We start from the raw sequence: 24392 nt of genomic DNA on the forward strand, positions 1-24392 counted from the left end.
CCGGAAGTCTGTTGCTTATCTCGGCGGATCCGGGTTTCTGCTGGCAAGGCGCCGGTTCGTCCTCGTACCGGGTTGTACTCGGGCGGACCGGCAACGCCGCCAGCAGGAAGCTGGGCCGGCGAGACAAGTGATGAACTTCCGGCGCGGGACACTAGTTCAGCACCGCACGCGCGGCGTGCTCGAACGCGTCCAGCAGGAACTGGTGCTCGCGGTCGTCCAGCACCGCGGGCGGGGTGAGCCGCAGCACCCGGTCCGAGTTGAGCGAGTGGTTCGCGATCACCCCGGCCGACATCAGCTCCAGCAGCAGCTCACCGGCCAGCCCCTCGACGGCACAGTCGACGCCGATCAGCAGGCCGACCCCGCGAACCTCGGCCACCGCGTCGCCGAGCACGTCCGAACACAGCCGGCGCAGCTCGGGGAGCAGCCGCGCGCCGAGCCGGGAGGCGCGCCCCACCAGGTCGTCCTCGCGGATCGCGGCGAGCGCGCCCTGGACCGCGGCCATGCCGAGCGGCGCGCCGGAGAACGTCGAGGTGTGGATGAACGGGTCCCGGTCGAACGGCGCGAACGCCGCCTGGGTCGCCACCGTCGCCGACACCGGCAGCACCCCGCCGCCGAGCGCCTTGCCCACCAGCAGCACGTCCGGCACCACGCCGTCGCGGTCCGCGCCCCACCAGTGGCCGAGCCGGCCGAGCCCGGTCTGGATCTCGTCCAGGACAAGGAACGCGCCGTGCGTCCGGCACAGTGCGGCGACCTCCCGCAGGTAGCCGGCGGGTGGCACGACCACGCCCGCCTCGCCCTGCACCGGCTCGACGATCACGCACGCCTCGTCCGGGTGTCGGGCCAGCACTTCGCCCAGTGCCGCCACGGAGCCGAACGGCACGTGTGTCACGTCCGGCAGCAGCGGCCGGAAGGGCTGCTGGAACACGGGTTTCGCGGTGACCGACAGCGCGCCGAGCGTCTTGCCGTGGTAACCGTCCACCATGGACACCAGGTGCCGGCGACCGTTCGCCCGCGCGAGCTTGATCGCGGCCTCGACGGCTTCGGCACCCCCGCAGGCGAAGTGCACCCGGTCGAGCCCGGCCGGCGTCACCGCGGCGAGCGCCTCGGCGGCCAGCGCGGCCTGCGGCTCCAGCAGCAGCCTGGTGGCGACCGGGTTGCGGTCCAGCTGCTCGCGCACCGCCGCCAGCACCCGCGGGTGCCGCGCACCGGTGATGAACACCCCGTAGCCGCCGCAGTTCAGCAGCTCGCGGCCGGCGCTCGTGCGCACCCACGCGCCCGCGGAGGAGACCTCGACGTCGCCGCCGAACATCTCGCCCAGCACTGCCCGGCCCTTCGACAGGTGCCGGCCGAACATGGGGTCCACAGTGGACAACATCAGGCCACGACCATGGGATGGCCGGCGTAGTAGTCGACGAGCCCGCCGGCCACGCCGGTCCGCGACGGCGGGTGGAAGGCGATCGCGTGCGAGGCCGCGGCCAGGTATGCCACGTCGCCGTTGCCGATGAACGACATCCCGCCCAGCAGCTCCACGGCCTGGGTGACCGTCGCGGCCACCGCGTCCTGCACCGCGTACCGGGTGACCAACGCCGCGGCGAGCGTGTCGTTGTCGGTCTCACCGTCCATCATCCGCCGCGCGAGCCCCTCGGTGAGCGCGGCCGCCGACTCGATCCGCACGGCGAGCGCCGCCCTGTCCGACCCGCTGCCCCGCGTCCCGAACAGCACCTTCTCCACCAGCACGCTCGCGATGCCCGTGTAGGCCGCGCACACGGTGAGCTGGAACCAGATCAGCCCGACCGTGGTCAGCTGGTCCATCGCGGCGGCGAGCGTCTGGTCCGGCGCGATGATCTGCTCCGGCGCCACCAGCACGTCGGTGAGCCGTATCTCGTCGCTCTCCGCGCCGGCGAGCGCGAACGTCGACCAGAACGGGTGGATCGAGATGCCGGGGGTGTCCGCGGGCAGCATCAGCAGCCCCATCGCCACCGAGCCGTCCTCCTGCTCGATGCCCACACTCGCGGTGAGCAGGTCCATCGACCGGGACAGGCTGCACGGCTTCTTCGCGCCGTTGACCAGGTAGCCGCCCTGCACCGGCTCGGCCATCATCGTCGGCGACAGGATCCCTTGCGAGGTGCGACCCTCGGCGAACCCGGACGCCACCAGCAGCCGCTCGTCGACCACCCGGCGCAGCAGCAGGTCGTCCAGGCCGGAACCGGCCCCGACCAGCTCCGCGATGGCGAACAGGGTGCCGAGCGAGAAGTGGTGCATCATCGTGGCCACGGTCATCGACGGTGCCGCGGCGGCCAGCGCGCGCACCACCCGCGCGGCGTCCAGCGGGGACGCGTCCAGCCCACCGTAGGCCGCCGGCACCAGCAGGTTCGTGCCGCCGTGCGAGCGGAAGATCTCGATCGCCGGGCTGTCCGCGGCCTCGAGCTCGGGCAGCGGGATCTCGGCGAGCTGCTGGCGCAGACCCGGTAACAGCTTGTCGCAGACGTGCCGGTCTGCCTCCATGAACTGCATGTCAGCCCCTCCGTGGGTTGAAGAACGCCTCGCGCGGCCGGATCCCGGTCGCCCGGGAGACGCCCTGCAGGTGCGAGCTGCGCAGCATCGGGTAGTTGGCCTCGCCGAAGGCGCCGCCGGTGAGCCCGGTGCCGCCGTGCGTCGGCAGGTAGGGCACGAACCCGATGTGCGAGTCGTTGATCTTGAGCACGCCACCGTTGGCGGTCTCCGCGACGAACCGGTCGATCACCGCCTCGTCCGTGGCCCACAAGGAGTTCCGCAGGCCGTAAGGGTTGCTGTCGACGAACGCGAGCACGTCGTCGAGCAGGTCCGGCGCCGGCCGGGGGACGATCACCGGCAGCAGCGGGAAGAACGTCTCGGAGCGGACCGCGTCGATCTCCCGCGCGCCGGCCAGACCGTCTACACGCAACACCGTGGGCTCGAGGAAGAGGCCGGTGTCGGACGGTTCGCCGTCCACCTCGAGGCGGCGGGCGCCGTGCACGAGGGTGGCGCCGCGGTCGAGCGCGTCGCGCACGTAGGCGAAGAACCGCTCGCTGCGCAGGACGGGGGACAGGAGCACCGTGTCGTCGTCGGGGTAGCCGGGGCGCACCGTTTTCGCTGCCTCGGTGAGCTTTTCGAGCAGCTCGTCGGCGATGTCCGGGTGCGCGACGACCTGGTTGGGCACCATGCAGATCTGGCCGGAGCCGTAGAAGCACTCGCTGAGCGCCTCGGCCGCGCCGTCGAGGTCGGCGTCGCGCCAGACGACCACGCAGTCGTTGCCGGCGAGCTCGAGGATCGGCTTCTTGCCGCGCGCAACGCACTCACGCTCGAGCTCCAGGCCGCGCTCGACGTCGCCGGTGTAGAAGATGTCGGAGACCTGCGGGCTTTCCAGCCAGGTCCTGATCGTCGGGCCCGGCCGTGCGCAGAAGAAGTTGAGCGTCCCGGCCGGCGCGCCGAGCTGTTCGAGCGGGGGCAGGACGAGCTCGCGCAGCGCGAACATGACGCCGAGCGGTGCGCTGCGCGGGGCGCGGACGATCACCGCGTTGCCGGCGAGCAGCGGCGTGATGCCGAACAGGGCGCTCGCGGCGGGCGCGTTCTGCGGCGGGTTGACGCACACCACGCCGTCGGCGACCCTGCGCACGGTCAGCGTGCGGTCGCCGTGCCGGAACTCCCGATGCAGCTGGCCGGCGCAGTAGTCGAGGGTCTCCTCGCTGAACAGCTCCAGCAGCCCGGCCACCTGCCAGCGGGCGAGCGCGGCCGGACTGCCCTCGGCGACGAGCACGTCGACGAGCTCCGCGTGGTGCGCGCGGATGCGGGCGCGGACCATCTCCCCGAGCCGCATCCGGGTGGCGAGCGGTGTTGCGGCCCAGATCGGGGCGGCCGCGGCGGCCGAATCCACCGCCGCCGCAACGGTTTCCGGATCGGCGACGGCGCAGCGGCCCACGACGTCGTCGGTGGGTACGTCCTCGTGGCCCTGCTCGAGGCGGCGCTTGAGGGTGAGGCTCGCGAACACGTCGGTGAGGATCGACCGCGTGCTCACGGTGTAGAGGTAGCGTCCGGAGTCGACGTCCCGACCGGCCACATGGGACAGATATGTGGGAGTCGGATCGCCGTGCACTCGCGCGGAACCACTGGCCAAACTCAGCGTCACGAACTCGAGTCTGACAATGAGTCCTGATGTGCCACTGACAGCGCGGTCGGGGCGTTCTCGCTGCTGACGGGCGGCTGACCGGCCGGTCGCGGGCCGGTTGTCGATGCCGGCCGGCCGACTGATACTCGATGCCGAGAACGTAACAGCCGGCCAGGATCGGTGGATCGAGGATGAGTACGGCAACGCTGGAAACCTGCTCCGTGCATTCCGCGATCGCGGAGTACGCGGACAATCCGAGCGCGTTCCTGGCGCTGAGCTCCGGCAACGCCTTCTTCACCGCACCCGGGCTCGACGGGGTGGTCGCGTACCGGCGGTCGGGCCGGTACCTGGTGGTGTTCGGCGCCCCGTTCGGCCCCGACCCCGCCGCCCTGCTGCGCGCGTTCACCGCGCACGCCCGCTCGCTGCGCTGCCGCGTGGTGGCGATCCAGGCCCAGGAGTCCGATGTGGACACCTACGTCGATGAGGGCTACACGGTGAACCAGGTCGGCGCCTCCTACGCGGTGTCCCTGGACGCGTTCACGCTGCGCGGGTCCCGGTTCGTCCGGCTGCGGAACAAGATCTCCCGCGCCACCCGCGGTGGTCTGGTCGTGGCCGAGGTCGGCCAGCCTTCCTGGCACTCGCGGATGGTCGCTTTGGACGAGGAGTGGTTGCGGGGCAAGGGCAAGCACGCGAAGCCGCTGGAGTTCCTGGTTGGTGAGTACGGCGGTCCGATGCAGGAGTGCCGCCGCTTGTTCGCCGGCACGATCGACGGCGAGCTGGCCGGCTACATTTCCTACTCGCCCGCTTACGGCACCCGCCCGGGCTGGTTGCACGACCTGTCGCGCCGCCGCCCGACGGTCCCACCGGGCGTGATGGAGGCGATCAACGCGGCCGCCATCTCCTGCTTCCGGTCCGAGGGGACGCCGTGGCTGCACTTCGGCTTCACCCCGTTCACCGGCCTGACCGGCGCCCACGAGCACCCGTCGCACAGCCCCTGGTTCCGCTGGCTGGTCGGCCAACTGGGCCGGCGCGGCGCGGCGGTGTACCCGGCCGCGACGCAGCTCGCGTACAAGCGGAAGTGGGCCCCGCACGCGGTGCTGCCGGAGTACGTGGCCTTCTCGAACGGCGCGAGCCTGAACGGCTTCCTGCAGATCTTCCGCGCCGCGAACGCGCTGTAGCAACGCCCCGTGCCCGGTCTTGGCCTCCGGCCCCCGGCATCAACCGCGAGTCCAACGCCCAGAACCCGCGAGTCCGGAATGGTTCGGCTCGCAGAGCTGGACTCGAGGGGTCGGGACCGGGGACTCGCGGGTCGTGGGGCCGCTCGTGAACCGGTCGCGGGGTCAGGTGGCTGTCATTCCGGTGTCAGCCGCGTTGCCGAGCATCGGTCGGGGCGAGTCACGGGAGGAGGCGGGTCGGTATGACGGACAGGCACTTGTCCCCGGTACGGGCGCGCACGGTCATCTTCAAGCTCTTCGGATCCGTCGGCCTGGTCAAGGACGGTCGACTGCTGGCGATCCAAGGGGGGCGGCAGCGCACATTGCTGGCCACATTGTTGATCAATTCAGGCAAGGTCGTCACCAAGGAGCAGTTCTTCGAGGAACTGTGGGAAGGGCGGCCGCTCGCGAAGGCGAACAACGCGCTGCAGGCATTGATCACCAGGTTGCGAAAATTGCTCAGGAACAACTTCGGCGACGAATTCGCGAAGGACCGGTTGGTCACCCTGCCCACCGGCTACGTCCTGCACGCCGACACCAACGAGATCGACGCCAAGCTCTTCGAGCACCTGGTCGGCCTGGCGCGCAACGACCTCGCCACCGATCCGGTCAAGGCGCGTGACCTGCTCAGCGAGGCGCTCGAGCTGTGGGACGGCCCGGTGCTGGAGGGCGTGGCCGGCGGACCCATGTGCCACAGCTCGGTCCTGCACTACGAGGAGAGTCGCCTCGCCGCCATCGAGGACAAGTTCCACGCATGCATCGTGGCCGGCATCCAGGGCGGCGTGATCAGCGAGCTCAAGAAGATGGCCATGCTCTACCCCTGGCGGGAGCGCCTGGCCGAGATGCTCATGATCGCGCTCTACCGGTCCGGCAGGCAGGCCGACGCGCTGCGCGAGTACAACGTCGTGCGCCGCCGGCTGGTCGACGAGCTGGGCATGGAGCCGTCCACGATGCTGCAGGACCGCATGCAGGCCATCCTCAACCATGACCCGTCGCTGGACCTCGTTCCGGAGGCCGGCAGGCCTCAGACCGCTGCGGGATAAGTGATTGATAAGGGAACTACACGACGTAGAGTCACCTCATGCGGCGATTGTGCAGGTTGGCGACCGCGCAGGGTGACTATTGCGTTGACCAGCAAATACTACGCACGAGTAAAAGAAACCAACCAGTCGGCTTCTATTGACAAACCGGGCGGTCGGTTTTGTACTCTTGAGGAGCGGCCGAGCAGATGTCGATCAAACCGGTTGGCGGTCGGTCGCCACACAGGCCCCAGGAGACCGAAGTGGACATTGACGTTTTAGGGCCCTTAGTCGCCCGCGAAGGTGGCACGTCGGTGGTCCCCACCGCCGCCAAGCCCCGTAAGGTGTTGGCGATGCTCACCGTGCACGCCGACCAGGTGGTGCCGATGGCGTCGCTGTTCGAGGAGCTGTGGGGGGAGGACATCCCGCGCAGCGCCAACACCACCGTGCAGACCTACATCCTGCACCTGCGCAACCTCATCGGTGCGGCACTCGACCAGTCGCCGGCCGATGGTCCGACCGACGCCAAGCGCGTGCTCGTCACCTACCCGGGCGGGTATCTGCTGGACACCATGGGTGGCCGGGTCGACGTCCGCGACTTCGACCGGCTCGCCGCACTGGGGCACCGAGCACGGGAGATGGGCGACTACGAAGGCGCGTCGCGCAGCTTCACCGAGGCCCTGGCGATCTGGCGCGGACGTGCGCTGGTCGACGTGCAGACCGGTCCGCTGCTGGAAGTGGAGTCCCACCGCCTCGAGGAGGCTCGGCTGAACGTGCTGGACCGGCGGATCGACGCGGACCTGCGTCTCGGTCGCCACCACGAGCTGCTCGGTGAGCTGGCCGGGCTGGTCGGCCGCTACCGCACGCACGAGGGCCTGCACGCGCATCTCATGCTGGCGCTGTACCGGTCCGGCCGGCGCGGCGAGGCCATCGACGTGTACCGGCGGATGCGTACCGGCCTGGTCAACGAGCTGGGTCTCGAGCCATCGCCCAGCCTGCGCCGACTCCAGCACGCGATCCTGATGTCGGACCGCAGGCTTGCCGAGGTGGGTACCGAGGCGGCCGCGTTGGACCGGGCGGGCTGACGTTGAACCATTGGACAGAGGCAAAAGTAGGGCTGCGGCGACGCGCCCTACTTTGGCATATGAGCCGGGGTGAGATCCCTCGGATGGACAATCCGCTCAACGGTTGAGCGGATCTGGGGCCTCGGGACGTGTCGTGACCAAACAGTCGAGATCTGAGAACACGCGGTTGCATCTGGTGCGGTCCGCAGCGGAGCTGTTCGACCGCAACGGTTTCTCGGGGGCCACGTTGGAGGACGTCAGCCGGGCCGCGGGGGTCACCAAGGGCGCGTTCTACTTCCACTTCTCCTCCAAGGACGAGCTCGCCGGCGCGATCCAGGCCGAGGCGTGCACGTTGCTGCGCAACGCCGTGCACCGGGTGCTCGAGGACAGGCTGCCGGTGCTGCAGTCCCTGGTCGACCTCACCCACGAGCTCGCGCGCTGGCTCGAGCACGAACCGGTGGTGCGGGCGAGCCTGCGCACCGCGCGCGAGTGCGGCCACCGCGGCGCGCCGTTCCTCGACTTCTACGTCGACCTGCTCTCGGCCGTGGAGACCATGCTGATCAGCGCCGAGCAGGCAGGCGACCTCGGCGGCGGGGTGGCGATCGAGCAGGCGAGCACGCTCGTGCTGACCATCTGCGCGGGCGTGGAGATGCTGTGGTGGTCGGGCATCCGGCACGGCGACATCCGGGAGAACGTCCGCGAGATGTGGAAGCTGATCCTCCCGGGTCTCGTCGCCCACGACGACCTCGCCCGGATCGACCCGGGCGGGCCGAGCCGGCCGGACGGCTGACCCCGGCCTCAGCGCCGGGACATCCGGGTCATCAGCCGTGCGGTCAGCGGGGACGGCAGGTGGCGCAGGGCGAAGCCGATCGGGCCCCACGGCCACGGCGGCACGCTGGCCTGCGCGGGCTCCCGCTCGATCGCCTCGACCAGCATGCGGCAACCCGTGTCGGTGTCGACGACGAACGGCGCGTTCGGCCGGCTCGCGTTCATCTCCGTGCGGATGTATCCGGGGTAGATCGTGGTGATCTCTATCGGTAGCGCGGACATCTCCACCCGCAGACCCTCGGCCAGCGCCGAGACGGCGGCCTTGCTCGCCGAGTACACGTTCATGCCGCGGGGAAAGCCGCGCCGGGCCGCGATCGAGGAGATCATCACCAGGTGCCCGTGGCGTCGGGCGCGGAAGATCTCCATCGCCGCCTCCGCCTGCGCGAGCGCGGCCAGCACATTGGTCTCGACGATCGCGCGGTTGGTGTCGAACGCGCCGGTGCCGACCGGGTGTCCTTTGCTGAGCCCGGCGTTCACGACGACCCGGTCCAGCCCGTCGAGCTCGTCGCACAGCTCGCCGAACACCGTGAACACCGCGTCGTGGTCGTTGACGTCGAGCTCGCGGACCGCCACCGAGATGCCCGGGTGGGCCGCGACCAGCTCGTCCCGCAGTGTCTCCAGCCGGTCCAGTCGGCGGGCGCACAACGCCAGGTTCCGTTGCAGGGCGGCGAACCGCCTGGCCATCCCCATGCCGAGCCCGCCGCTGGCGCCGGTGATCAGGACGTTCCTTCGGATCATCGCGCTCCTTGGATGGGCAGCGGTAACATTCCGACCGGTATGGCGCGAGCAAGTCGCACGGTACGAAGCCGCTGTCCCCGAGTCAACAGGCAGGCCGCATGACCGCGAGCGAGCATGTCCGGCTGTTACGCGATCTCCGCTCGGTGCGGCGGTTCACCGCGGAACCGGTAGCTCAGCACGTGATCGACGATCTGTTGGACGTCGTGCGGTGGACCGGCAGCTCGAGCAACCGCCAGCCGTGGGAGCTCGTCCTCGTCCGTAACCGAGAGACGGTGGCCGCGTTGGCCGACATCGGCGGGGGACCGGGCGCCCGGCACCTGGCCGACGCGACGCTCGCGATCGTGCTGGTGATGGCGAACGAGCGCGCCGACTTCGACGCCGGCCGGTGCGCCGAGCGCGTCCTGCTCACCCTCGCCGCGCACGGGATCGGCGCGTGCGTGGCGGGGTTCGCCCGCCCGGAGCAGGGCGACGCGGTCAAGCAGTTGCTCGGTGTGCCCGCCGATCGGACCATCCGGATCGCCATCTCGGCCGGACATCCGGCCGGGGATCGGGCACACCTGGTGAGCGCGGAACGGGATGTGGACGACCGGCTACCGCTGCACACCATGAGGCTCGGCCGCAAGCCGCTCGCCGAGATCGTCCACCTGGAGCGCTACGGGAGCCGTTAGGTCGAGACATGGCCTAGGCCGCGCTGGAGTCCCACTGGATGGTGCCGGCGGGTATGAAGCGGGACAGGCGGCGCGGTGCGGCGAGGCCGGGCAGCGCGATCCGCCACATGTCGGTGATCCGGTCGCGCAGGTCGGCGCGGTTGGTGAGCACGCCCGACATCGTCTGCACGCCCAGGAAGGCGCCGGTCAGCCAGGTGGCGATGGTCATCGGGTCCCATTCCTTGCGGATGTCCCCGGCCTCCTGCGCGGCCACGATGAGCTCGTGCACGATCTCGATCCAGCGCTCGTACACCGCGGGCGCCGGGCTGGAGACGTTGGCCTCGGTGACGAGGCGGTTGCTCGCGCTGACCCGAATGTTGCTGCACAGGTTCTGCCCGAACACGTGGCTCACGTCGATGAGCGCCTGCAGCTTGCTGCTGTAGTCCGCCGCCTGCGGGAACTCGAAGTTCCACTGCTCGGAGACCAGCGCGGACGCGAGCTCCTCCTTGGAGGAGAAGTGGAAGTAGAGAGCGCCTTTGGTGACCCCGGCCTTGGCCAGGATCTCCGACAGGCTCGCGCCGGCGAAGCCCCGCTGGTCGAACACCGCTGCCGCGGCGTCGAGGATGGCGTTACGGGTTCGCTCCGCCCGATCCTGGCGTGGCAAGGTTCCGCACCTCCCGTGAATGACCCTGGGCCACGGTGGCCGCAGACCACGATGCCATGTCTCGCACACCTTGGGGTCGCGCCACCCTGGAGGACACCAGCGATGCTCGACCTCCGGTCCAGGGTAGCTCAAGAATGGCGCAATCGCCTCTCGAAAAAAAACCGGGTGGTAGGTATTCTTCGAGTTGTGGCCCACGCCACTCTCCAGAGTCAAGCGAGCGGCGTACCGATCGACCCGAGCCGGACGGGTCCCTGTCATCGCCGCCCGGGCGTAGGACGTTGACACGGTATTGGCAACGACGCCACAGGACCTTCATGAGAGGTTTGCCATGACCACGATGATCAACCCGCAGCCCGAGTTACCCACGAAGTCACGACGCGCGGAGCGTCTGTTCCAGCAGGCCGTTCCACCCCGGCTGGTGCGCCGCACCGGCGATACGGACGTCTTCGTCACCAACCTGCGCGTCACCGGGTACGACACCTTCGAGGTGAGCGCCCGGCTCCCGGCGGCGCACTCCTTCTACGGTCCGGTCGGGGACCACCACGACTCGCTGCTCCTCCTGGAGTGCGTGCGCCAGGCGGGTCTGCTCGTCGGCCACGTGGCCTACGAGATTCCCCGCGAGTCCAAGTTCGTCACGCACGACAAGCAGTTCCAGGTCGACCCCGCCGGCCTCCGGACCGCCGGTGACCTGCCGGTCGACCTGGTCATGCTGGTCACCCAGCACGACGTCAAGCGGCGCGGCCGCCGGATCGCCTCGATGCGCACAGAGGTCGAGGCGCGCCGCGACGGCGAGAAGATCGGTGCCGCGACCTACCGGTGGAGCTGCGTGTCCGGACCCGCCTACGCGAAGCTGCGCGGCGAGTACAAGGACGCGGAGCCACCGCCGTTCGACGCGACCCCGGTCGCGCCGGAGCGCGTCGGCCGCACCGACGAGATCGACGTCCTCCTCGCCGAACGGCCCGACGGCGACGGCTGGGAGCTGCGTGTCTCCCCCGACCACTCAGTGATCTACGACCACGCGATCGACCACGTGCCCGGCAACGCGGTCGTCGAGGCGGCGCGCCAGGCCGCGCTGCTGGCGGTGGAAAGCCCCGGTGCGCTGCCCGTGGCCGGTGACCTCGCGTTCTCGCACTACCTCGAGTTCGACTCGCCCTGCTACGTCTCGGCGGAGGTGGTCGGCTCGACGGCCGATGGCACTACCGGTGTTCGAGTCGTGATCGAGCAGGCGGGCCGGGACGCCGCGAACGGCGTCATCGAGCTGCTGGTTCGCTGAGCTCCGCCGCTCCGTTCCGGAGCACGGCGCCCTGCCCGCGCACGACCTGCGCCCCGCCGTGCCCTGGTCGATCTCCCTCATCCCGCAGCCACAAGCTGAAGTGTCCATGCCCGTCCGTCGCGGGAGGGATGACCTCCCTCCCGCCGCGGATGGACGAAGACCGCTCGGTGGACCGATTGCCCGCGCCGCGCCGAAGCGTCGACAATGGACGTCCGCGAGGTGTGCCGCGCGGCGGCCGGAACGGAGTTCGACCATGACGATGCGGGACGACGGCTTTCCCGGTAACCGCGAGATCGTCGAGCGGGCGTTGCGCGAGTCCACCACGCAGGTGCTGTACCTCGCGGCGGAAACGGGGCCACGCAACAGATCTCTCCTCGAACGCGCCGCCGGCTCGGTGCGCGGCTTCGAGCGGGTGTCCGAGGCGCCGCCCGGGGTGCGGCCTCCCGACGCCGTCGTCGCGGCGTCGAAGGACGGCATCCCGTCCGACATCGCCGAGGCCTACATGCGTGCCAAGACCGAGGTGAAGGCGATCCTCGCCGAGCACCTCGATGTGGTCGTCCACGACCCGGAAACCCTTTAGGGCGCGCGCCCTAACCGCGCGGCATCCGTTCCCGTGCCGGCGAGCGCAGCGACTCGAGCAGCGCCTCCTGCCGGCTGGCCAGCGTGTCGATCCGCTGCTGCAGCTCGGCGAGCTCCCTGGACAGCTCGGCACTCTCGGTCCGGGCGAAGTCCCGTGCCGGCGGCGGTTCCGGGTCCGTTGTCGGCACGTTCGCCAGGATCGACCGCATCCGGGCCCGCAGCACCGGTCCCGGCTCCACCCCGAGCTCGTGCAGCAGCCGGCGGCGGGCCCTGTCGTACACGCCGAGCGCGTCGGACTGCCGGTCGCTGCGGTGGAGCGCCACCATCAGCTGGTCGTAGAACCGTTCCCGCAGCGGGTAGGCGGCGGAGGTCTCCTCCAGCTCGCCGATCACCTCGCCGTGCTGGTTGGCCCGCAGGCTCGCGTCGTACAGAATCTCCAGGGCGGTCAGCCGGTGCTCCTCCAGGACGACCGCCTCGGTGGCGCACATGTCGCCGACCACGCAGCCCTCCAGGGCCGGCCCCCGCCACAGCGCGAGCGCCGAGCGCAGCAGCGGCAGCGCGCGCGCCGGTTCGGCGCCGGCGAGCTTCTTGGCCCGGCCGAGGTGGCCGAGGAACTCGACCGCGTCGGTCTCGCCCGGTCGCAGGCTCAGGAGGTAGCCGGGCGGTCGGGTGACGATCCGGTCCGGCTCGCCGCACGCCACCTCGATCACCTTGCGCAGCCGGCGGATGTGGGCCTGCAGCGCGTTGGCGGCGTTCGCCGGCGGCCGCTCGCCCCACAGCTCGGCGATCAGCCGGTCCGCGGACACCGTGCGGCCCGCGCACAGCACGAGGGTGGCGAGCAGCGCGCGACGCTTCAGGCCGGTGACCTCGACCAGCGTGCCGTGCCGGTCGTGGATCTCCAGTGGGCCGAGGATCGACAGCTGCATCGGTGTCTCCGAGCTCACCGGTGCTCGTGCGCGGCGAGGCCCGACTCGAAGGCGTAGATCACCGCGTGGATCCGGTTGCGCAGGCCGAGCTTGCCGAGCAGGTTCTGCATGTGGGACTTGACCGTGTGCTCGGACAGGGTGAGCTCCCCGGCGATCTCGGCGTTGGACATGCCGCGCGCGACCAGCGCCAGCACGTCGCACTCGCGCTCGCTTAGCCCGTCGCGAACCGCCACGTGCCGGCTCTCCGGCAGCCGCACGAGCCGGCCGGTCGCGCACTCGCCCGCGCGGCTCAGCGCGAACCCGGCCGCCGCCATCCGGACCGCGGCGACGACCTCCTCCGGCGTCGCCCATGCCGGCAGCGACCCGCACGCGCCCGGGCCGGGCAGCGCCTCGCCGTCGCGCATGCCGATGCCGAGCACCCGCACCGTCCGGCCGGTGCGCCGAACGGCGGCGAGCACCGGCGCGGCGTCCTCGGCACGCAACCCGTGCAGCAGCAGGACGTCCGGGTGCCGGGCGGTGAGCGTCGTGAGGACGGCCGGCCCGTTGCGGTGCTCGCCGACGACGACCATGCCCGGCTCGCCGTCGAGCGCGGCCAGCACGCCCCGCCGGGCGAGCACGTCGTCGCCGACCACGAGCACCCGGATGCCGGCGGGCTCGTCGTCCTCGGCCAGCCGGGGCTCCTCACCGGGACGTTCCCCGGACCGCTCGCCGGGCCTGGGCAGGACGCGGACCGCGTGTCCGGAGACCACGCGCAGGGTGGGTTGGTCGACACGGCCCGGCCATGTCGTCTCGGTCCACTGGTCCATCGGTCTCGCCTCGCCCTCAACCTCTCGGGCCGGAGCGCAGGCCCCGGCACCGTTCACGCTAAGGCTCCGTGACCCGCGGGGGTTCTTTCGTTGAGCGGTCTTCTACTGGTGAACTACGGGCGGTTGAGGCCTCCGACCTGTGGTTTCTCCGCTGACCCGCGCGTCGACGAACGGTAGCCGGCCCCGTCCGCGGTTTGACGACCCCGGCCAGGTCGCTCACGATCACGAACAATTCCCCCGGTTTCTAGAAACGGAGACGAGCTTGCGCGCGCGCTTCATCGGCAAGGACCCTCTCTCACAGGAGGGCCAGTCACCCACGCTGTTCGCCACCGACCGCACCGACCGCCGCACGTACATCGCCCAGGGTTGGATCGTCACCGATCCCCAGGCACTCGTGGATGTCGGGCCGGTGCCGCGCGGCGAGGCGATCATCGAGATACCCGAGGACGTGCTGCGGATGTACTCCCGCGAGCTAGGGCACGTCTGACGGATCCCGGCCGCGCGATTCGCGCCCAGGTGGCCCAGGGCTGCGTTGTCGGAAGAGCCGAATACAACCCGGTATGAGGCTCTCCCTCCGCCTTGCCCTGAACCACCTGGATCACGAATCGCATCGACCGTGATCCACCAGACGCGCCCTGGCCGAGGAGTGTCACCGAGCGTTCTGCGCTGCGCCATAAGGGTTGCAATGTGACGATTTCCGAGAAATTTCTCGGAAATACCCCGTCCTGGCCGTTATCGTGGGTGAACCTACTGGTGCGGTGTCGGCGGGCATCGCGCCCGGCGACGGGACGATGTCGTGCCTCCAGTTCGAACGAGCAGCGTGTCCAGTCTCCACGAGGCGCGCCTCGCGCTCGGCAAGCGGCTCCGCGAGCTGCGCCGACAGGCAGACCTGAGCGGTCGTGGGCTCGCGGAGTCGCTGTCGTGGCCGCCTTCGAAGGTCTCCAAGCTCGAGAACGGCCGCCAGTCGCCCACCGACGACGACATCCGGGCGTGGACCAAGGCCACGGCGAGCGACGGCGAGACCGACGCGCTGCTCGCGTCGCTGCACACCCTCGCGGTGCAGAACATCGAGTGGCAGCGCCAGTTACGCGCCGGTCTCAAGCCGCACCAGACCGAGCTCGCCGCGCTGGATGCCAAGACGCGCCTGTTCCGGGCGCTGGAGTCGACCTTCATCCCGGGACTGCTGCAGACCGCGGAGTATGCGCGGGCGCGGTTCCTGCAGAGCGTCACGGTGCTCAAGGTGCGCGCCGATGTCGACGAGGCGGTACAGGCCCGTATTCAACGGCAGGAAATTCTTTACCAGCCGGAAAAACGCTTCCACTTCGTGCTCACCGAGGCGGCGCTTCGGTATCGGCTGTGTTCGCCGGAGGTCATGCTCGGACAACTCGATCGGTTGATCGCGTTGTCCGCCCTGCCAAATGTCAAGTTCGGCATCATCGATTTCGAGACCGCGTACGCGGTGGCCCCGACGCACGGGTTCTGGCTGCTCGACGACGAGCGGGTGATGGTCGAGACGTTCTCCGCCGAGCTCAACCTGGCTCAACCGCAGGAGATCGAGCTGTATCGGGCGATCTTCGACTCGATGGCCACGGCCGCCGCGTATGGCCGGCAGGCACGCGCGATCATCAAACGGATGATCGACCAACTTGCCCCGGAATCAACCCGGAATGACGACTGAAATATCGGCCTCGCAACGGTTTCCGTTACCTCGAGAAATAATGAGAAATCCTCTGTCCTTCCGGGACTCCGCAGCTTTAATGTTCCGACATGACCCGGGCATTGATCCTGGTTCGACTGAAACCCCGGCAGCCGGACGGGTCAGTGATCGGCGAGAGCCGGCGAACGTGCCATCTGGTGCCGCTCCCGGACGCCGACGCGATGCCGCGGTTCCTGACCGCATACTGTGGACTGCGCATCGCGCCCGGGTCCGGGGAGGTGCTGTCGACCCCGGTCGGCATGCCGTGCGAGACGTGCCTCGCCCGCTCGCCGGTACCCGCCTTCGAGATGCTGCAACAGCTCCGCGGCCTGACCGGCACCGCCGCCGCCGACCCGACCACCGCTCCGGAGCCGCTCGGGACTGCCGGCTCGGCGGGGTCAGCCGGTGACGAGCGCTAGTGCGAAGCCGTCGTAGCCCTTGCTGCCGACCGTCTGCACCATCGTCGCGGTCAGTCTCGGTTCGGCGGCCAGCATCTCGCCCAGCTTGCGGGTGCCGACCACCGACGGGTCGGTGCTCGTGGCGTCGGCCACCCGGCCGTCGCGCACCACGTTGTCCACGATGATCACGCTGCCCGCCCGGGTCAGCTTGAGCGCCCAGGTGAGGTAGCCGGGGTTGTTGGGCTTGTCGGCGTCGACGAAGACCAGGTCGAAGGGCCCGGCGCCCTGGTGGTCGAGCACGGCCAGGCTGTCCAGCGCGGGACCGACGCGCACCTCGACCTTGTCGGCGAGACCGGCACGCTCGAGGTTCTCCCGTGCCACGACCGCGTGCTTCTCCTCGTACTCGAGGGTCACCATCCGCCCGTCCTCGGGCAGCGCCCGGGCGAGCCAGATCGTGCTGTAGCCGCCGAGCGTGCCGATCTCCAGGATCGAGCGGGCGCCGTGCATCCTGGCCAGCAGGTTCAGCATCTTGCCCTGGTTGGGCGCGACCGCGATCCGCGGCAGCCCGGCCGCGTCGCTGGCGGCGAGCGCGGCGCCGAGTACCGGATCGTCGCCGACCAGCAGATCGGTGATGTAGCCGTCGACCGCGTCCCACTGCTGCTGTGTCATGAGCCCATTCCTACCCGTGCGCGGGCGCGCGAGCCACCGAGATCGTCACCGAGATCACCGCCCGGGACTGCGGCGTCCCGAGCACTCCGGGCGTGGCCTGCCGCCGACGCGGAACTGGTGTTCACTGGAGGCATGCCACTTGAGGGAGAATATGAGCCGAGCGCGTCCGATTGGGCCCGCAAGCAGGCCGAGCTGTACGAGAGCTCGGGTGGGGCCAAGGGCACGATGTTGCGCGGCATGCCGGTAGTCGTCCTGACCACGATCGGCGCGAAGACCGGTAAGATCCGCAAGACTCCGCTCATGCGGGTGGAGCGCGAGGGCAGCTACGCGGTCGTCGCTTCGCTCGGCGGCGCGCCCAAGCACCCGGTCTGGTACTACAACGTCGTCGCCAACCCGCACGTCGAGCTGCAGGACGGGCCGGTCAAGCAGGACATGATCGCCCGCGAGGTCAGCGGCGACGAGAAGGCCACGTGGTGGGCGGTCGCGGTCGAGGCCTACCCGGACTACGCCGACTACCAGCGCAAGACCGACCGCCAGATCCCGGTCTTCGTGCTCGAGCCCGAGGATCACTAGCCGTACTCGCCGCACCCGCGTAGGTGAGCGCCAGCGCGACGTGCGGACCCGGCGCCGCGAGTGATGGTCCCAACAGGACGGCCACGGTGCCGCTGCCGACCGTGGCCGCCTCGACCAGCCACCTTCGGCGCGGCAGAACGAGCGGATCGCCGAGCGGCGGCTTCCGTGCGGCGAGCGCGGCCACCGTGACTGCTCATGCCACCCGTCGTGCCGAAGAGCACCGGCACGACGAACGCCCGCCCGCGTGCGGACGGCTCGACCGACACGGTCGCGAGGCTCGCCGCGACGATCGTCGGTCGCCGGTTCCGCTCGTGCCCCGTCCGACGGAGAGCCGTGCCCATGTCTACCCAGCCGCGCTCCGCTGACCGCACCGTCGTCGTCACCGGCGCCTCGTCGGGCATCGGGCGGGCGACCGCTCGCGGCTTCGCCGGCAGGAGTTGGCGGGTGTTCGGCACGAGCCGCCGGGACCGTCCGGACGAGCACGGTGTGACGATGCTGCGGCTCGATGTCCGGTCGCAGGACTCGGTCGCGTCCTGCGTCGATGAGGTGCTGCGCCGCGCGGGTCGCATCGACGTGCTGGTCAACAATGCCGGAGTCATGCACTCGGGGATCGCCGAGGAGACCACCCAGGCCGAGGCGAGGGCGGTGTTCGACGTGAACTTCTTCGGCACCGTCCGGGTCACCGCCGCCGTGCTGCCCGGCATGCGCGCTCGAGGTCGGGGGCACATCATCAACGTCGGCTCGCTCGCGGCGTGGATCGGCGAACCCGGGGAGGCCTACTACCCGGCCTCCAAGGCCGCCCTCGCCCGCTACACCGAGGCCCTGCGGCACGAGGTCCGCCATCGCGGTGTCGCCGTCTGCTCGGTCGAACCCGGCGCGTTCGTCACCGACGTGGTGGACGCGTCGTCGAACACGGCCGCGACCATCGCCGACTACGACGGACTCCGCGAGCGGGCCCGGGAAACCCTGAACCGGAGCCTCCGCGGCGGCGGCGACCCGCGCAAGGTCGCCGACCTGATCGTCAGGATCGCCGGCACGCGGCGACCGCGGGCCCGTTACGGCGTCGGACCGGAAGCGCTGCTGGTCCCGCGACTCACGACCCTGCTGCCCCAACGGCTCGTCGAACACCTGCTCCGCCGCGGCTACCGCCTCGATAAGGGATGACAGTCGACGAAACCCGGATCCACCAGATTTCCTAGCGGATCCGGTCGCGGACCCACTCGCCGGCGGGCTTCAACCGCGCCGGGGTGGTGAACGGACCGTTCGGGCAGGTGCCCTCCTCGAAGACCGCGCCGGTCCGGAAGTCGTCGGAGAAGTTCCAGTTCGTCCAGCTGATCTGCTTGCTCGCCAACAGGTCCAGGTAGCGCTGCGCCATCGCGAAGTCGTTCGGGCCGTCGCCGGTGTACTCCTGGGTGCCGAACTCCGTCACGAACATCGGGATCCGGTCGGCCGCACGGGACAGCGCGTTCAGGTACTCGTCGCGGTGTGAGGCCGCGTAGAAGTGGAACGTGTACATGATGTTCGACGCGTCGACCGGGTCGTCGACCACCTCCGACTCGTCCGCGCCGTCGGACACGCCCAGCGACGACCACGAACTGGTCCTCGAAGACAACCGCCCGTGGCGTGGCGTCGGACGCCTGGCCGTCGGGCACCTGCGCCGCCGTGGCGGTCGCCCAGGGCACGACGGCCGCGGCCACCGCGACGACGGCGAGCATGCTGATGCGTGCGGACATCATTGTCGGCTCTCCGTTCGTTCAGGAGATAAACGTTTGTTGCGCGCGCCAACAAAGCATGCCGGTCTAGACCACACCCCACAACCCGACGATCGGCGGGTTGTGCGGCCTCCTCGACGCCCGAGGTCCAGTCGCACCGACCATCACAGATCGTCGAGCGGAACGATGTCGCAGTCGTCGACCTGTCGGATCAGTCGCTCGGCACGGGTCCATCTGATCGCCGGGTCCTCGAACCCCACGGTTCGAACCTCGGTCGCCTGTAGGCCCGACACGGTTCGGGTGTAGACCGCACCCCATACTCCGACGATCGGGTACTTCCGTGCGCGAATGGCAGCCGCGCCTCGTCTCAGGGCCGGGCAGAGCCGGACCGACAGCCGGACACACGGGCGGCACACCGGCGGCTCGTCGAGCCCCATCCTCGCGGGCCAACCCGGCCAGTCCTCGCGGAGGTCCGGAATCAGCCACAGCACGCCTTCGTCGGTCTGATCGGCCGGGCCGGCGCAGACCTGACACAGGAGCTTGCGCATGGCACGCCGCTGCCGCTGCGGGTGAACGTTGCCGAACTGCGGTCTGCCGTGGCCCGGACGGGAGGTTCGTGTCCTCCACAGCACGTGGTGGCGGTCGCGGTCGAGCACGGTTTCGTCCGCGAAGCCGATGCCGAGCCCTCGTCGCTCGACCACCTGGCGCGGCACATCCTCCTCGCCGCTCCAGGTGGTGATGTACGGCGCGATGACGTGGCCGGTTCCGGCCGGGACTTGCTGAGTCTTCGTTGTCATTCGGGTCGTTCGCTCTCGAAGCGTGGATCAAGGAAGGTGTCCGCGGCTCAGGCTCGGCCAGGTACCCACAGCCTCGGCGCGAGCCCCTTGACCAGGGTTGGCGCGCCTGTCCGTCCGGGCTCGGGAAGCTCCAGCAGCGTGTCGACCACCTCGATCAACCCGCCCTCCCGGGACCACACCTCGCCCCAGGACGGGTCGAGCCGGAACGCGCGCACGTCGTTGGTGTCGCGGACCGCGATGGCTTCGGACCAGCCGTTTGGCCACAGGCGACCGCCGGCCACCAGGTCCACGCCACCGTCCTCGACACACTCGATGCTGAACGTCCACCGGTGGTCCTCCCGCAGCGCCACGAGCCGGCTCAGCGCCGGGTAACGGACCACCGCTCGGAGTTGTGTCTCTGTCAGAGCCATCAGCCGTGCTCATCTCCTGTCACGGCTCGAAGCTATGGGCGATCTACCGATCTGAAGGGGGATGAAAGGGGGAATGCGCAGGTCACGGCCCTGCTCTCATTACCCGAATGGTTGACGTGGCACCCTTGACTCATGGACACCACGACGAGAGTCGGCGCACGCGTGGCAAACCTGCGCAAGCGGCGCGGTCTCACGCAGGCCGCACTCGCTGTCCGTGCCTTCTACTCGTTGGATACCGTCAAAAAGGTCGAACAGGGGAGGATCCCTCCGAGCGCGGCGTTCGTGGGGAGAGTCGCGAGGGCTCTCGATGTGGATCCATCCCACCTGTATGGGGTCGAGGACCGCTCGATGGCGGAGGAGTCGAGCGCGGTCCAGCTCGCCAACCTCCGAGCCGCGGTGGACGCCTGGGACGATCCGCGCCCGGAGGGGCCGCTTCTCAGCCTCGATGCGATCAACCGCCGGCTCGACGCCATCGCCCGCCAGGTCGCGGGCACGAAGTACGCGGACGCGGCTGGCGAGCTTTCACCTTTGCTGCACCACCTTTACGTACTCGCAGACCGCGCAGGCTCCGACGGTGAGGTCGCGCGTGCCGCGCTGCACGACGCCTACAGGTTGACCGCCACCGTCGCCGGACGTTTTCGGCAAGCCGACATCGCGGCTGTCGCATCCGAACGGCACATCCAGCTCGCGCCAAGCACGGGTGATCCGCTCCGGGTTGCCATCAGCGCCTTCCACCGATCGTCCCGATACCTGGGCCTCGGCGACTACAGCGGTGGCCTTCGGGTGCTCGAGCGCGTCCAGGCGCATCTGGCCAAGCCGTCCGCGGTCGCGACCCAAGTGCACCTGCGCAACGCCGTGCTGTCCGCCCGCGCGGGCCGGCTCGATCGTGCGGACGAGTACGTCGTCGAAGCGCGCGCCATGCGACGGGACGGCCAGGCCGACTACCGCGGTATCGACGCCTCCGCCCTGAATGTCGACGTGCATTGGTGTGCGTTGCCGGTGGAGGCGCTCGACGGGACCGAGGCAGTCCGCCGGGGCGCTGAAGTCCAACTCGCCGGTACAGGCAAGCCAGAACGGCTCGGTCACCACCACATCGACCAGGCGCGAGCCTGGTTGCTCCACGGCGACCGCAGACGCTGCCTCGACGAGCTCAACGAGGCCCGCCGCGTCGCACCGTTCAACACCAGGCACCACCCGTCCGTTCACGAGACCATCATCGCGCTGGCATCGGCCGATCGAAGGAAGACGGAATCGCTCGCTGGATTTGCCAAGTGGGCCGGAGTCGCGGTCTGATCGATCACGTGACGTTCTCTCATCATGACGCGTCGACGGCGGCGGAGATTCTTGACACGGTAGTCCGGCCCATCTATGAGGCTAGTGTCGCGTGACCCTGAAACCTTTACGCCGCTGCGGCCAACGCGGCCCCTGGCTGCGTTGGAGAAAAGCCCAAGTACAACCCGGTACGAGCGACTTTCCTCCGCCTTGCCAGGAGCCACGTTGATCCACAGCGGACGCAAAGGAACAGGATCACGCGACACTAGTGACGCCGACGTCATTTCGGATCCGTTCTACTCGGCCGACCGATTTATCGAGCGGGTAGCAGGGTATATTCGAGCGCCGGGATTCGAGCTTGTAGCCGCATATCACGAGTCGGATCCGTTGACAGATAGGGGCTTGCGTTCGGTTATGCTCTGCCGAAGAACGCCCGCTGGTGGCAAGGGCTTACGACGCCGGTGCCTGACGGGTTCGCCGAGGAGTCCGGAAAGCGCACGTTCGCACTCAACGAACTGATGGTCGTGCCTTTGTGGCAAGGTCGAGGTGTGGCGCACTCCTTGCACGACGAGCTTCTTGGTGGCCGCTCCGAGGCACGGGCGACTCTGCTGGTCCGGGAAAACAATTCGTCGGCGCAGAATGCCTACGCGCGGTGGGGTTGGCAGAAGATCGGCGAACTTCGTCCATACCCGGACTCGCCGCATTTCGATGCCATGGTCCTGCCGCTCCCTATCGGTGGGGTCTCCTGAGCGTCAGGTCAGCGCTTCGGGCGGCTGGCACTGATGTCCTCGACGACCGCGCAGGTGCTGTCCACCGGGTCCAGTTCGTTCGCGTGCGCGGCCAGGCGGGTGAGCAGCGACTTCAGCGTCCGCTGCTCGCCGGCGGGGAGGCCGGAGAGGATGTGCGCCTCCGCGTGGGCGAGCTGTTCCTCGAGCCGGCACAGCAGCGCGCGGCCGGGTTCGGTCGCGACGATCTGGCGGGTCCGCCGGTCGGCCGGGTCGGGCTTGCGAGCGACGAGGTCGGCGCGCTCCATGTCGTCGAGGAGGTAGGTGAGCACCGTGCGGTCGATGCCCAGCTGCGCGCCGAGGGCCGACTGCGACGGCGCCTCGTCCCGTGCGGCGGCGGTGAGCACCTGGTAGCCGCGGTGCCCGCCGGGCACGCCGGTCATCACGACGGCGCTCGACTTGACGTACGCGCGGAACACCACGCCGAGCGTCCAGCCGAGGTCGCCGTCCAGTGCCGTCATGCGCCCTATGGTACGCGGCACAGCAGAACATCTGTCTGACAGAATATCTCGTGGCATACTGATCTCATGCCCGACTACGGTCACCCCCTGGAGTTCGGCGTCTTCCTGCCCCCCGCGGCGGAGGCGGCCGGTGACACGCTCACCCTCGCCCGCCTGGCCGACCGGCTCGGCCTCGACCTGGTCAGCGCCCAGGACCATCCCTACCAAGCTGCCTTCCTGGACACCTGGACCCTGCTCTCCGTGATCGCCGCCGGCACGAGCAACGTCCGCGTGTTCCCCAACGTCGCCAACCTCCCGCTACGGCCGCCCGCCATGCTCGCGCGCAGCGTTGCGACCCTCGACATCCTCAGCAACGGCCGCGCCGAGCTGGGCTTGGGCGCCGGCGCGTTCTGGGACGCCATCGAGGCCATGGACGGTCCGCGCCGCACCCCGGCGGAGTCGCTCGCGGCGCTCGATGAGGCCATCGGCGTCCTCCGCGCGCTGTGGACACCCGGCCGCGGCGTCCGGCGGGACGGCACGCACTCCCGGCTGGCCGGCGCGCACCCCGGCCCGTTCCCGGTGCACGACATACGCATCTGGGTCGGCGGCTACAAGAAGCGCATGCTCGGCCTCATCGGCCGCGCTGCCGACGGCTGGCTGCCCAGCTCGCCCTACGCGCCGCCCGAGCAGCTGGCCGGCATGAACGAGATCATCGACGCGGGGGCCGACGCGGCAGGCCGGGCCGCGACGGACATCGTGCGGCTGTACAACATCACCGGCTCGTTCACCGGCTCCGGGGCGGAGTTCCTGCGTGCCCCGGCCAAGGTCTGGGTCGAGCAGCTCGCCGAGCTCACCCTGGCCGACGGCATCAGCAAGTTCATCCTCATGGTCGACCGCGACGGCGCCGACGACCTGCGCCGCTTCGCCGAGGAGGTCGCGCCGGGGGTGCGCGAGCTGGTCGCGCAGGAGCGTGACCTCGGCGGCGCGCCGAGAGCTCCCACCCCGATCGACGCTGCGCCACCGGAGAACCCCAGACTCCGCGTCACCCCCACGCCCGACGACGGCACGCGCCTGTCGACCACCCGGGTGTGGGACGAGACGCGGCGCCCGACCGGTCCCGCGGTCGACCCCGACGCCGTCTACCACGACCGCGGCGGGTTGACCGGCCAGCACCTCGTCGAGATCCACGACCACCTGCGCGGCGAGCTGCAGCGGGTGCGCGGGCTGGTCCGGCAGGTGGCGGAGGGCGCACTCGACGTCGGTGCCGCCCGGTCGGAGATCAACGAGATGACCATGCGGCAGAACAACTGGACCCTCGGCGCGTTCTGCGAGAGCTACTGCAGGTTCGTCACCGTGCACCACACGCTCGAGGACACCTCGTTCTTCCCGCAGATCCGCGGCGCCGACCCGCGCTTGGGCCCCGTTCTGGACCGGCTGAGTGAGGAACACCACATGATCCACGAGGTGCTCGACCGGGTCGACGCGGCGCTCGTCGCGACCGTGAGCGACCCGACCGGGATCGCCGAGCTGGGCGACGCGGTCGACCTGCTCACCGACACGCTGCTCTCCCATCTGTCCTATGAGGAGCGTGAGCTCGTGGAGCCGTTGGCGCGCTTGGAAATCGTCTAGAGCGGGCGAGAGGCGCTCGTCATGCCATCTCCACGGCGAACGCCTCTCCTCGTCCGTATCGTCAGCGCCATTCGGCGGGACGTCCGGTACGCCATTCGGCGGGGCGACCGGTGTTCTTGGTGGAAGACAT

General features: G+C 69.9%; 28 protein-coding genes. 16 read left to right on the forward strand and 12 right to left on the reverse strand.

The window, feature by feature from the left end:
- Window positions 1–151 precede the first annotated feature (151 nt).
- Genes GEV28_RS17955 through GEV28_RS17965 form a run of 3 tightly spaced genes read right to left on the reverse strand, consistent with a single transcriptional unit; the run spans window position 152 to window position 4075 of the window.
- Window positions 152–1375 (reverse strand): aminotransferase class III-fold pyridoxal phosphate-dependent enzyme, encoded by a 1224-nt coding sequence (locus GEV28_RS17955; protein WP_291413232.1) that lies wholly within the window; start codon window positions 1373–1375, stop codon window positions 152–154.
- Window positions 1375–2514, reverse strand: a complete 1140-nt coding sequence (locus GEV28_RS17960) for an acyl-CoA dehydrogenase family protein (protein ID WP_291413233.1) — start codon at window positions 2512–2514, stop codon at window positions 1375–1377. The genes GEV28_RS17955 and GEV28_RS17960 overlap by 1 nt, the downstream gene beginning before the upstream one ends.
- A gap of 1 nt (window position 2515) precedes the next feature.
- Window positions 2516–4075 (reverse strand): aldehyde dehydrogenase, encoded by a 1560-nt coding sequence (locus GEV28_RS17965; protein ID WP_291413234.1) that lies wholly within the window; start codon window positions 4073–4075, stop codon window positions 2516–2518.
- Window positions 4076–4314: 239 nt separating this feature from the next.
- Between GEV28_RS17965 and GEV28_RS17970 the strand changes: the two genes are divergently transcribed.
- The 4 genes from GEV28_RS17970 to GEV28_RS17985 all read left to right on the forward strand — a co-directional run bounded on the left by GEV28_RS17970 (window position 4315) and on the right by GEV28_RS17985 (window position 8210).
- Window positions 4315–5301 (forward strand): DUF2156 domain-containing protein, encoded by a 987-nt coding sequence (locus GEV28_RS17970; RefSeq protein ID WP_291413235.1) that lies wholly within the window; start codon window positions 4315–4317, stop codon window positions 5299–5301.
- 239 nt (window positions 5302–5540) lie between these two features.
- Window positions 5541–6380, forward strand: coding sequence for an AfsR/SARP family transcriptional regulator (locus GEV28_RS17975; RefSeq protein WP_291413236.1), 840 nt, complete (start codon window positions 5541–5543; stop codon window positions 6378–6380).
- Between the two features lie 185 nt (window positions 6381–6565).
- Window positions 6566–7441 (forward strand): AfsR/SARP family transcriptional regulator, encoded by an 876-nt coding sequence (locus GEV28_RS17980; protein ID WP_291413237.1) that lies wholly within the window; start codon window positions 6566–6568, stop codon window positions 7439–7441.
- A 133-nt stretch (window positions 7442–7574) separates the two neighbouring features.
- Window positions 7575–8210, forward strand: coding sequence for a ScbR family autoregulator-binding transcription factor (locus GEV28_RS17985; RefSeq protein WP_291413238.1), 636 nt, complete (start codon window positions 7575–7577; stop codon window positions 8208–8210).
- A gap of 8 nt (window positions 8211–8218) precedes the next feature.
- Here GEV28_RS17985 and GEV28_RS17990 read toward each other — a convergent pair whose 3' ends face one another.
- The gene (locus tag GEV28_RS17990) at window positions 8219–8986 is read right to left on the reverse strand and encodes an SDR family oxidoreductase (protein WP_291413239.1); all 768 of its coding nucleotides are present in this window, start codon (window positions 8984–8986) and stop codon (window positions 8219–8221) included.
- Window positions 8987–9084: 98 nt separating this feature from the next.
- Here GEV28_RS17990 and GEV28_RS17995 point away from each other — a divergent pair, with 98 nt between their 5' ends.
- Complete coding sequence (locus GEV28_RS17995; RefSeq protein ID WP_291413240.1) at window positions 9085–9654, forward strand: nitroreductase family protein; 570 nt, start codon at window positions 9085–9087, stop codon at window positions 9652–9654.
- Between the two features lie 13 nt (window positions 9655–9667).
- Here GEV28_RS17995 and GEV28_RS18000 read toward each other — a convergent pair whose 3' ends face one another.
- The gene (locus tag GEV28_RS18000; RefSeq protein ID WP_291413241.1) at window positions 9668–10297 is read right to left on the reverse strand and encodes a ScbR family autoregulator-binding transcription factor; all 630 of its coding nucleotides are present in this window, start codon (window positions 10295–10297) and stop codon (window positions 9668–9670) included.
- A 328-nt stretch (window positions 10298–10625) separates the two neighbouring features.
- On the opposite strand from GEV28_RS18000, the gene GEV28_RS18005 reads away from it, so the two are divergent.
- Window positions 10626–11570 carry a ScbA/BarX family gamma-butyrolactone biosynthesis protein gene (locus GEV28_RS18005; RefSeq protein ID WP_291413242.1) on the forward strand — a complete coding sequence of 315 codons (945 nt, stop codon included), beginning with the start codon at window positions 10626–10628 and terminating at the stop codon, window positions 11568–11570.
- A 253-nt stretch (window positions 11571–11823) separates the two neighbouring features.
- Window positions 11824–12150 (forward strand): hypothetical protein, encoded by a 327-nt coding sequence (locus tag GEV28_RS18010; RefSeq protein WP_291413243.1) that lies wholly within the window; start codon window positions 11824–11826, stop codon window positions 12148–12150.
- A gap of 10 nt (window positions 12151–12160) precedes the next feature.
- On the opposite strand, the gene GEV28_RS18015 is transcribed toward GEV28_RS18010, so the two are convergent.
- On the reverse strand, window positions 12161–13075 hold the full coding sequence (locus GEV28_RS18015; RefSeq protein WP_291413244.1) for an AfsR/SARP family transcriptional regulator: 915 nt from the start codon (window positions 13073–13075) through the stop codon (window positions 12161–12163).
- A 14-nt stretch (window positions 13076–13089) separates the two neighbouring features.
- Window positions 13090–13881, reverse strand: coding sequence for a response regulator transcription factor (locus GEV28_RS18020; RefSeq protein WP_291413245.1), 792 nt, complete (start codon window positions 13879–13881; stop codon window positions 13090–13092).
- A 262-nt stretch (window positions 13882–14143) separates the two neighbouring features.
- On the opposite strand from GEV28_RS18020, the gene GEV28_RS18025 reads away from it, so the two are divergent.
- The 3 genes from GEV28_RS18025 to GEV28_RS42385 all read left to right on the forward strand — a co-directional run bounded on the left by GEV28_RS18025 (window position 14144) and on the right by GEV28_RS42385 (window position 15996).
- Window positions 14144–14368 (forward strand): hypothetical protein, encoded by a 225-nt coding sequence (locus GEV28_RS18025; RefSeq protein ID WP_291413246.1) that lies wholly within the window; start codon window positions 14144–14146, stop codon window positions 14366–14368.
- Between the two features lie 333 nt (window positions 14369–14701).
- Window positions 14702–15559: a helix-turn-helix transcriptional regulator gene (locus GEV28_RS18030; RefSeq protein ID WP_291413247.1), complete on the forward strand. Its 858-nt coding sequence runs from the start codon at window positions 14702–14704 to the stop codon at window positions 15557–15559.
- Between the two features lie 176 nt (window positions 15560–15735).
- On the forward strand, window positions 15736–15996 hold the full coding sequence (locus GEV28_RS42385; RefSeq protein WP_367115122.1) for a hypothetical protein: 261 nt from the start codon (window positions 15736–15738) through the stop codon (window positions 15994–15996).
- Here GEV28_RS42385 and GEV28_RS18040 read toward each other — a convergent pair.
- Window positions 15976–16644, reverse strand: coding sequence for an O-methyltransferase (locus tag GEV28_RS18040; RefSeq protein ID WP_291413248.1), 669 nt, complete (start codon window positions 16642–16644; stop codon window positions 15976–15978). The genes GEV28_RS42385 and GEV28_RS18040 overlap by 21 nt on opposite strands.
- A gap of 132 nt (window positions 16645–16776) precedes the next feature.
- Here GEV28_RS18040 and GEV28_RS18045 point away from each other — a divergent pair, with 132 nt between their 5' ends.
- Together GEV28_RS18045 and GEV28_RS18050 are read left to right on the forward strand one after the other, a co-directional pair.
- Entirely contained in the window at window positions 16777–17217 is a 441-nt protein-coding gene (locus GEV28_RS18045; RefSeq protein WP_291413249.1) for a nitroreductase family deazaflavin-dependent oxidoreductase, read from the forward strand.
- 195 nt (window positions 17218–17412) lie between these two features.
- Entirely contained in the window at window positions 17413–18381 is a 969-nt protein-coding gene (locus GEV28_RS18050; RefSeq protein WP_291413250.1) for an SDR family NAD(P)-dependent oxidoreductase, read from the forward strand.
- 31 nt (window positions 18382–18412) lie between these two features.
- Here GEV28_RS18050 and GEV28_RS18055 read toward each other — a convergent pair whose 3' ends face one another.
- A complete protein-coding gene (locus GEV28_RS18055) occupies window positions 18413–18793 on the reverse strand; it encodes a cellulase family glycosylhydrolase (protein ID WP_291413251.1) in 381 nt (126 codons plus the stop codon).
- A gap of 47 nt (window positions 18794–18840) precedes the next feature.
- Between GEV28_RS18055 and GEV28_RS18060 the strand changes: the two genes are divergently transcribed.
- Window positions 18841–19020: a hypothetical protein gene (locus GEV28_RS18060; protein WP_291413252.1), complete on the forward strand. Its 180-nt coding sequence runs from the start codon at window positions 18841–18843 to the stop codon at window positions 19018–19020.
- Window positions 19021–19093: 73 nt separating this feature from the next.
- On the opposite strand, the gene GEV28_RS18065 is transcribed toward GEV28_RS18060, so the two are convergent.
- A complete protein-coding gene (locus tag GEV28_RS18065) occupies window positions 19094–19726 on the reverse strand; it encodes a hypothetical protein (RefSeq protein ID WP_291413253.1) in 633 nt (210 codons plus the stop codon).
- Window positions 19727–19773: 47 nt separating this feature from the next.
- Complete coding sequence (locus GEV28_RS18070; protein WP_291413254.1) at window positions 19774–20136, reverse strand: hypothetical protein; 363 nt, start codon at window positions 20134–20136, stop codon at window positions 19774–19776.
- 132 nt (window positions 20137–20268) lie between these two features.
- On the opposite strand from GEV28_RS18070, the gene GEV28_RS18075 reads away from it, so the two are divergent.
- Together GEV28_RS18075 and GEV28_RS18080 are read left to right on the forward strand one after the other, a co-directional pair.
- Window positions 20269–21429 carry a helix-turn-helix transcriptional regulator gene (locus GEV28_RS18075; RefSeq protein ID WP_291413255.1) on the forward strand — a complete coding sequence of 387 codons (1161 nt, stop codon included), beginning with the start codon at window positions 20269–20271 and terminating at the stop codon, window positions 21427–21429.
- Window positions 21430–21869: 440 nt separating this feature from the next.
- Entirely contained in the window at window positions 21870–22157 is a 288-nt protein-coding gene (locus GEV28_RS18080) for a GNAT family N-acetyltransferase (protein WP_291413256.1), read from the forward strand.
- Window positions 22158–22165: 8 nt separating this feature from the next.
- On the opposite strand, the gene GEV28_RS18085 is transcribed toward GEV28_RS18080, so the two are convergent.
- Window positions 22166–22654, reverse strand: coding sequence for a MarR family winged helix-turn-helix transcriptional regulator (locus GEV28_RS18085; RefSeq protein WP_291413257.1), 489 nt, complete (start codon window positions 22652–22654; stop codon window positions 22166–22168).
- A 66-nt stretch (window positions 22655–22720) separates the two neighbouring features.
- Between GEV28_RS18085 and GEV28_RS18090 the strand changes: the two genes are divergently transcribed.
- Window positions 22721–24262: an LLM class flavin-dependent oxidoreductase gene (locus GEV28_RS18090; RefSeq protein ID WP_291413258.1), complete on the forward strand. Its 1542-nt coding sequence runs from the start codon at window positions 22721–22723 to the stop codon at window positions 24260–24262.
- Window positions 24263–24392: the final 130 nt, after the last annotated feature.

The organism is Actinophytocola sp. (assembly GCF_009379765.1).
Taxonomy (GTDB): domain Bacteria; phylum Actinomycetota; class Actinomycetes; order Mycobacteriales; family Pseudonocardiaceae; genus Actinophytocola.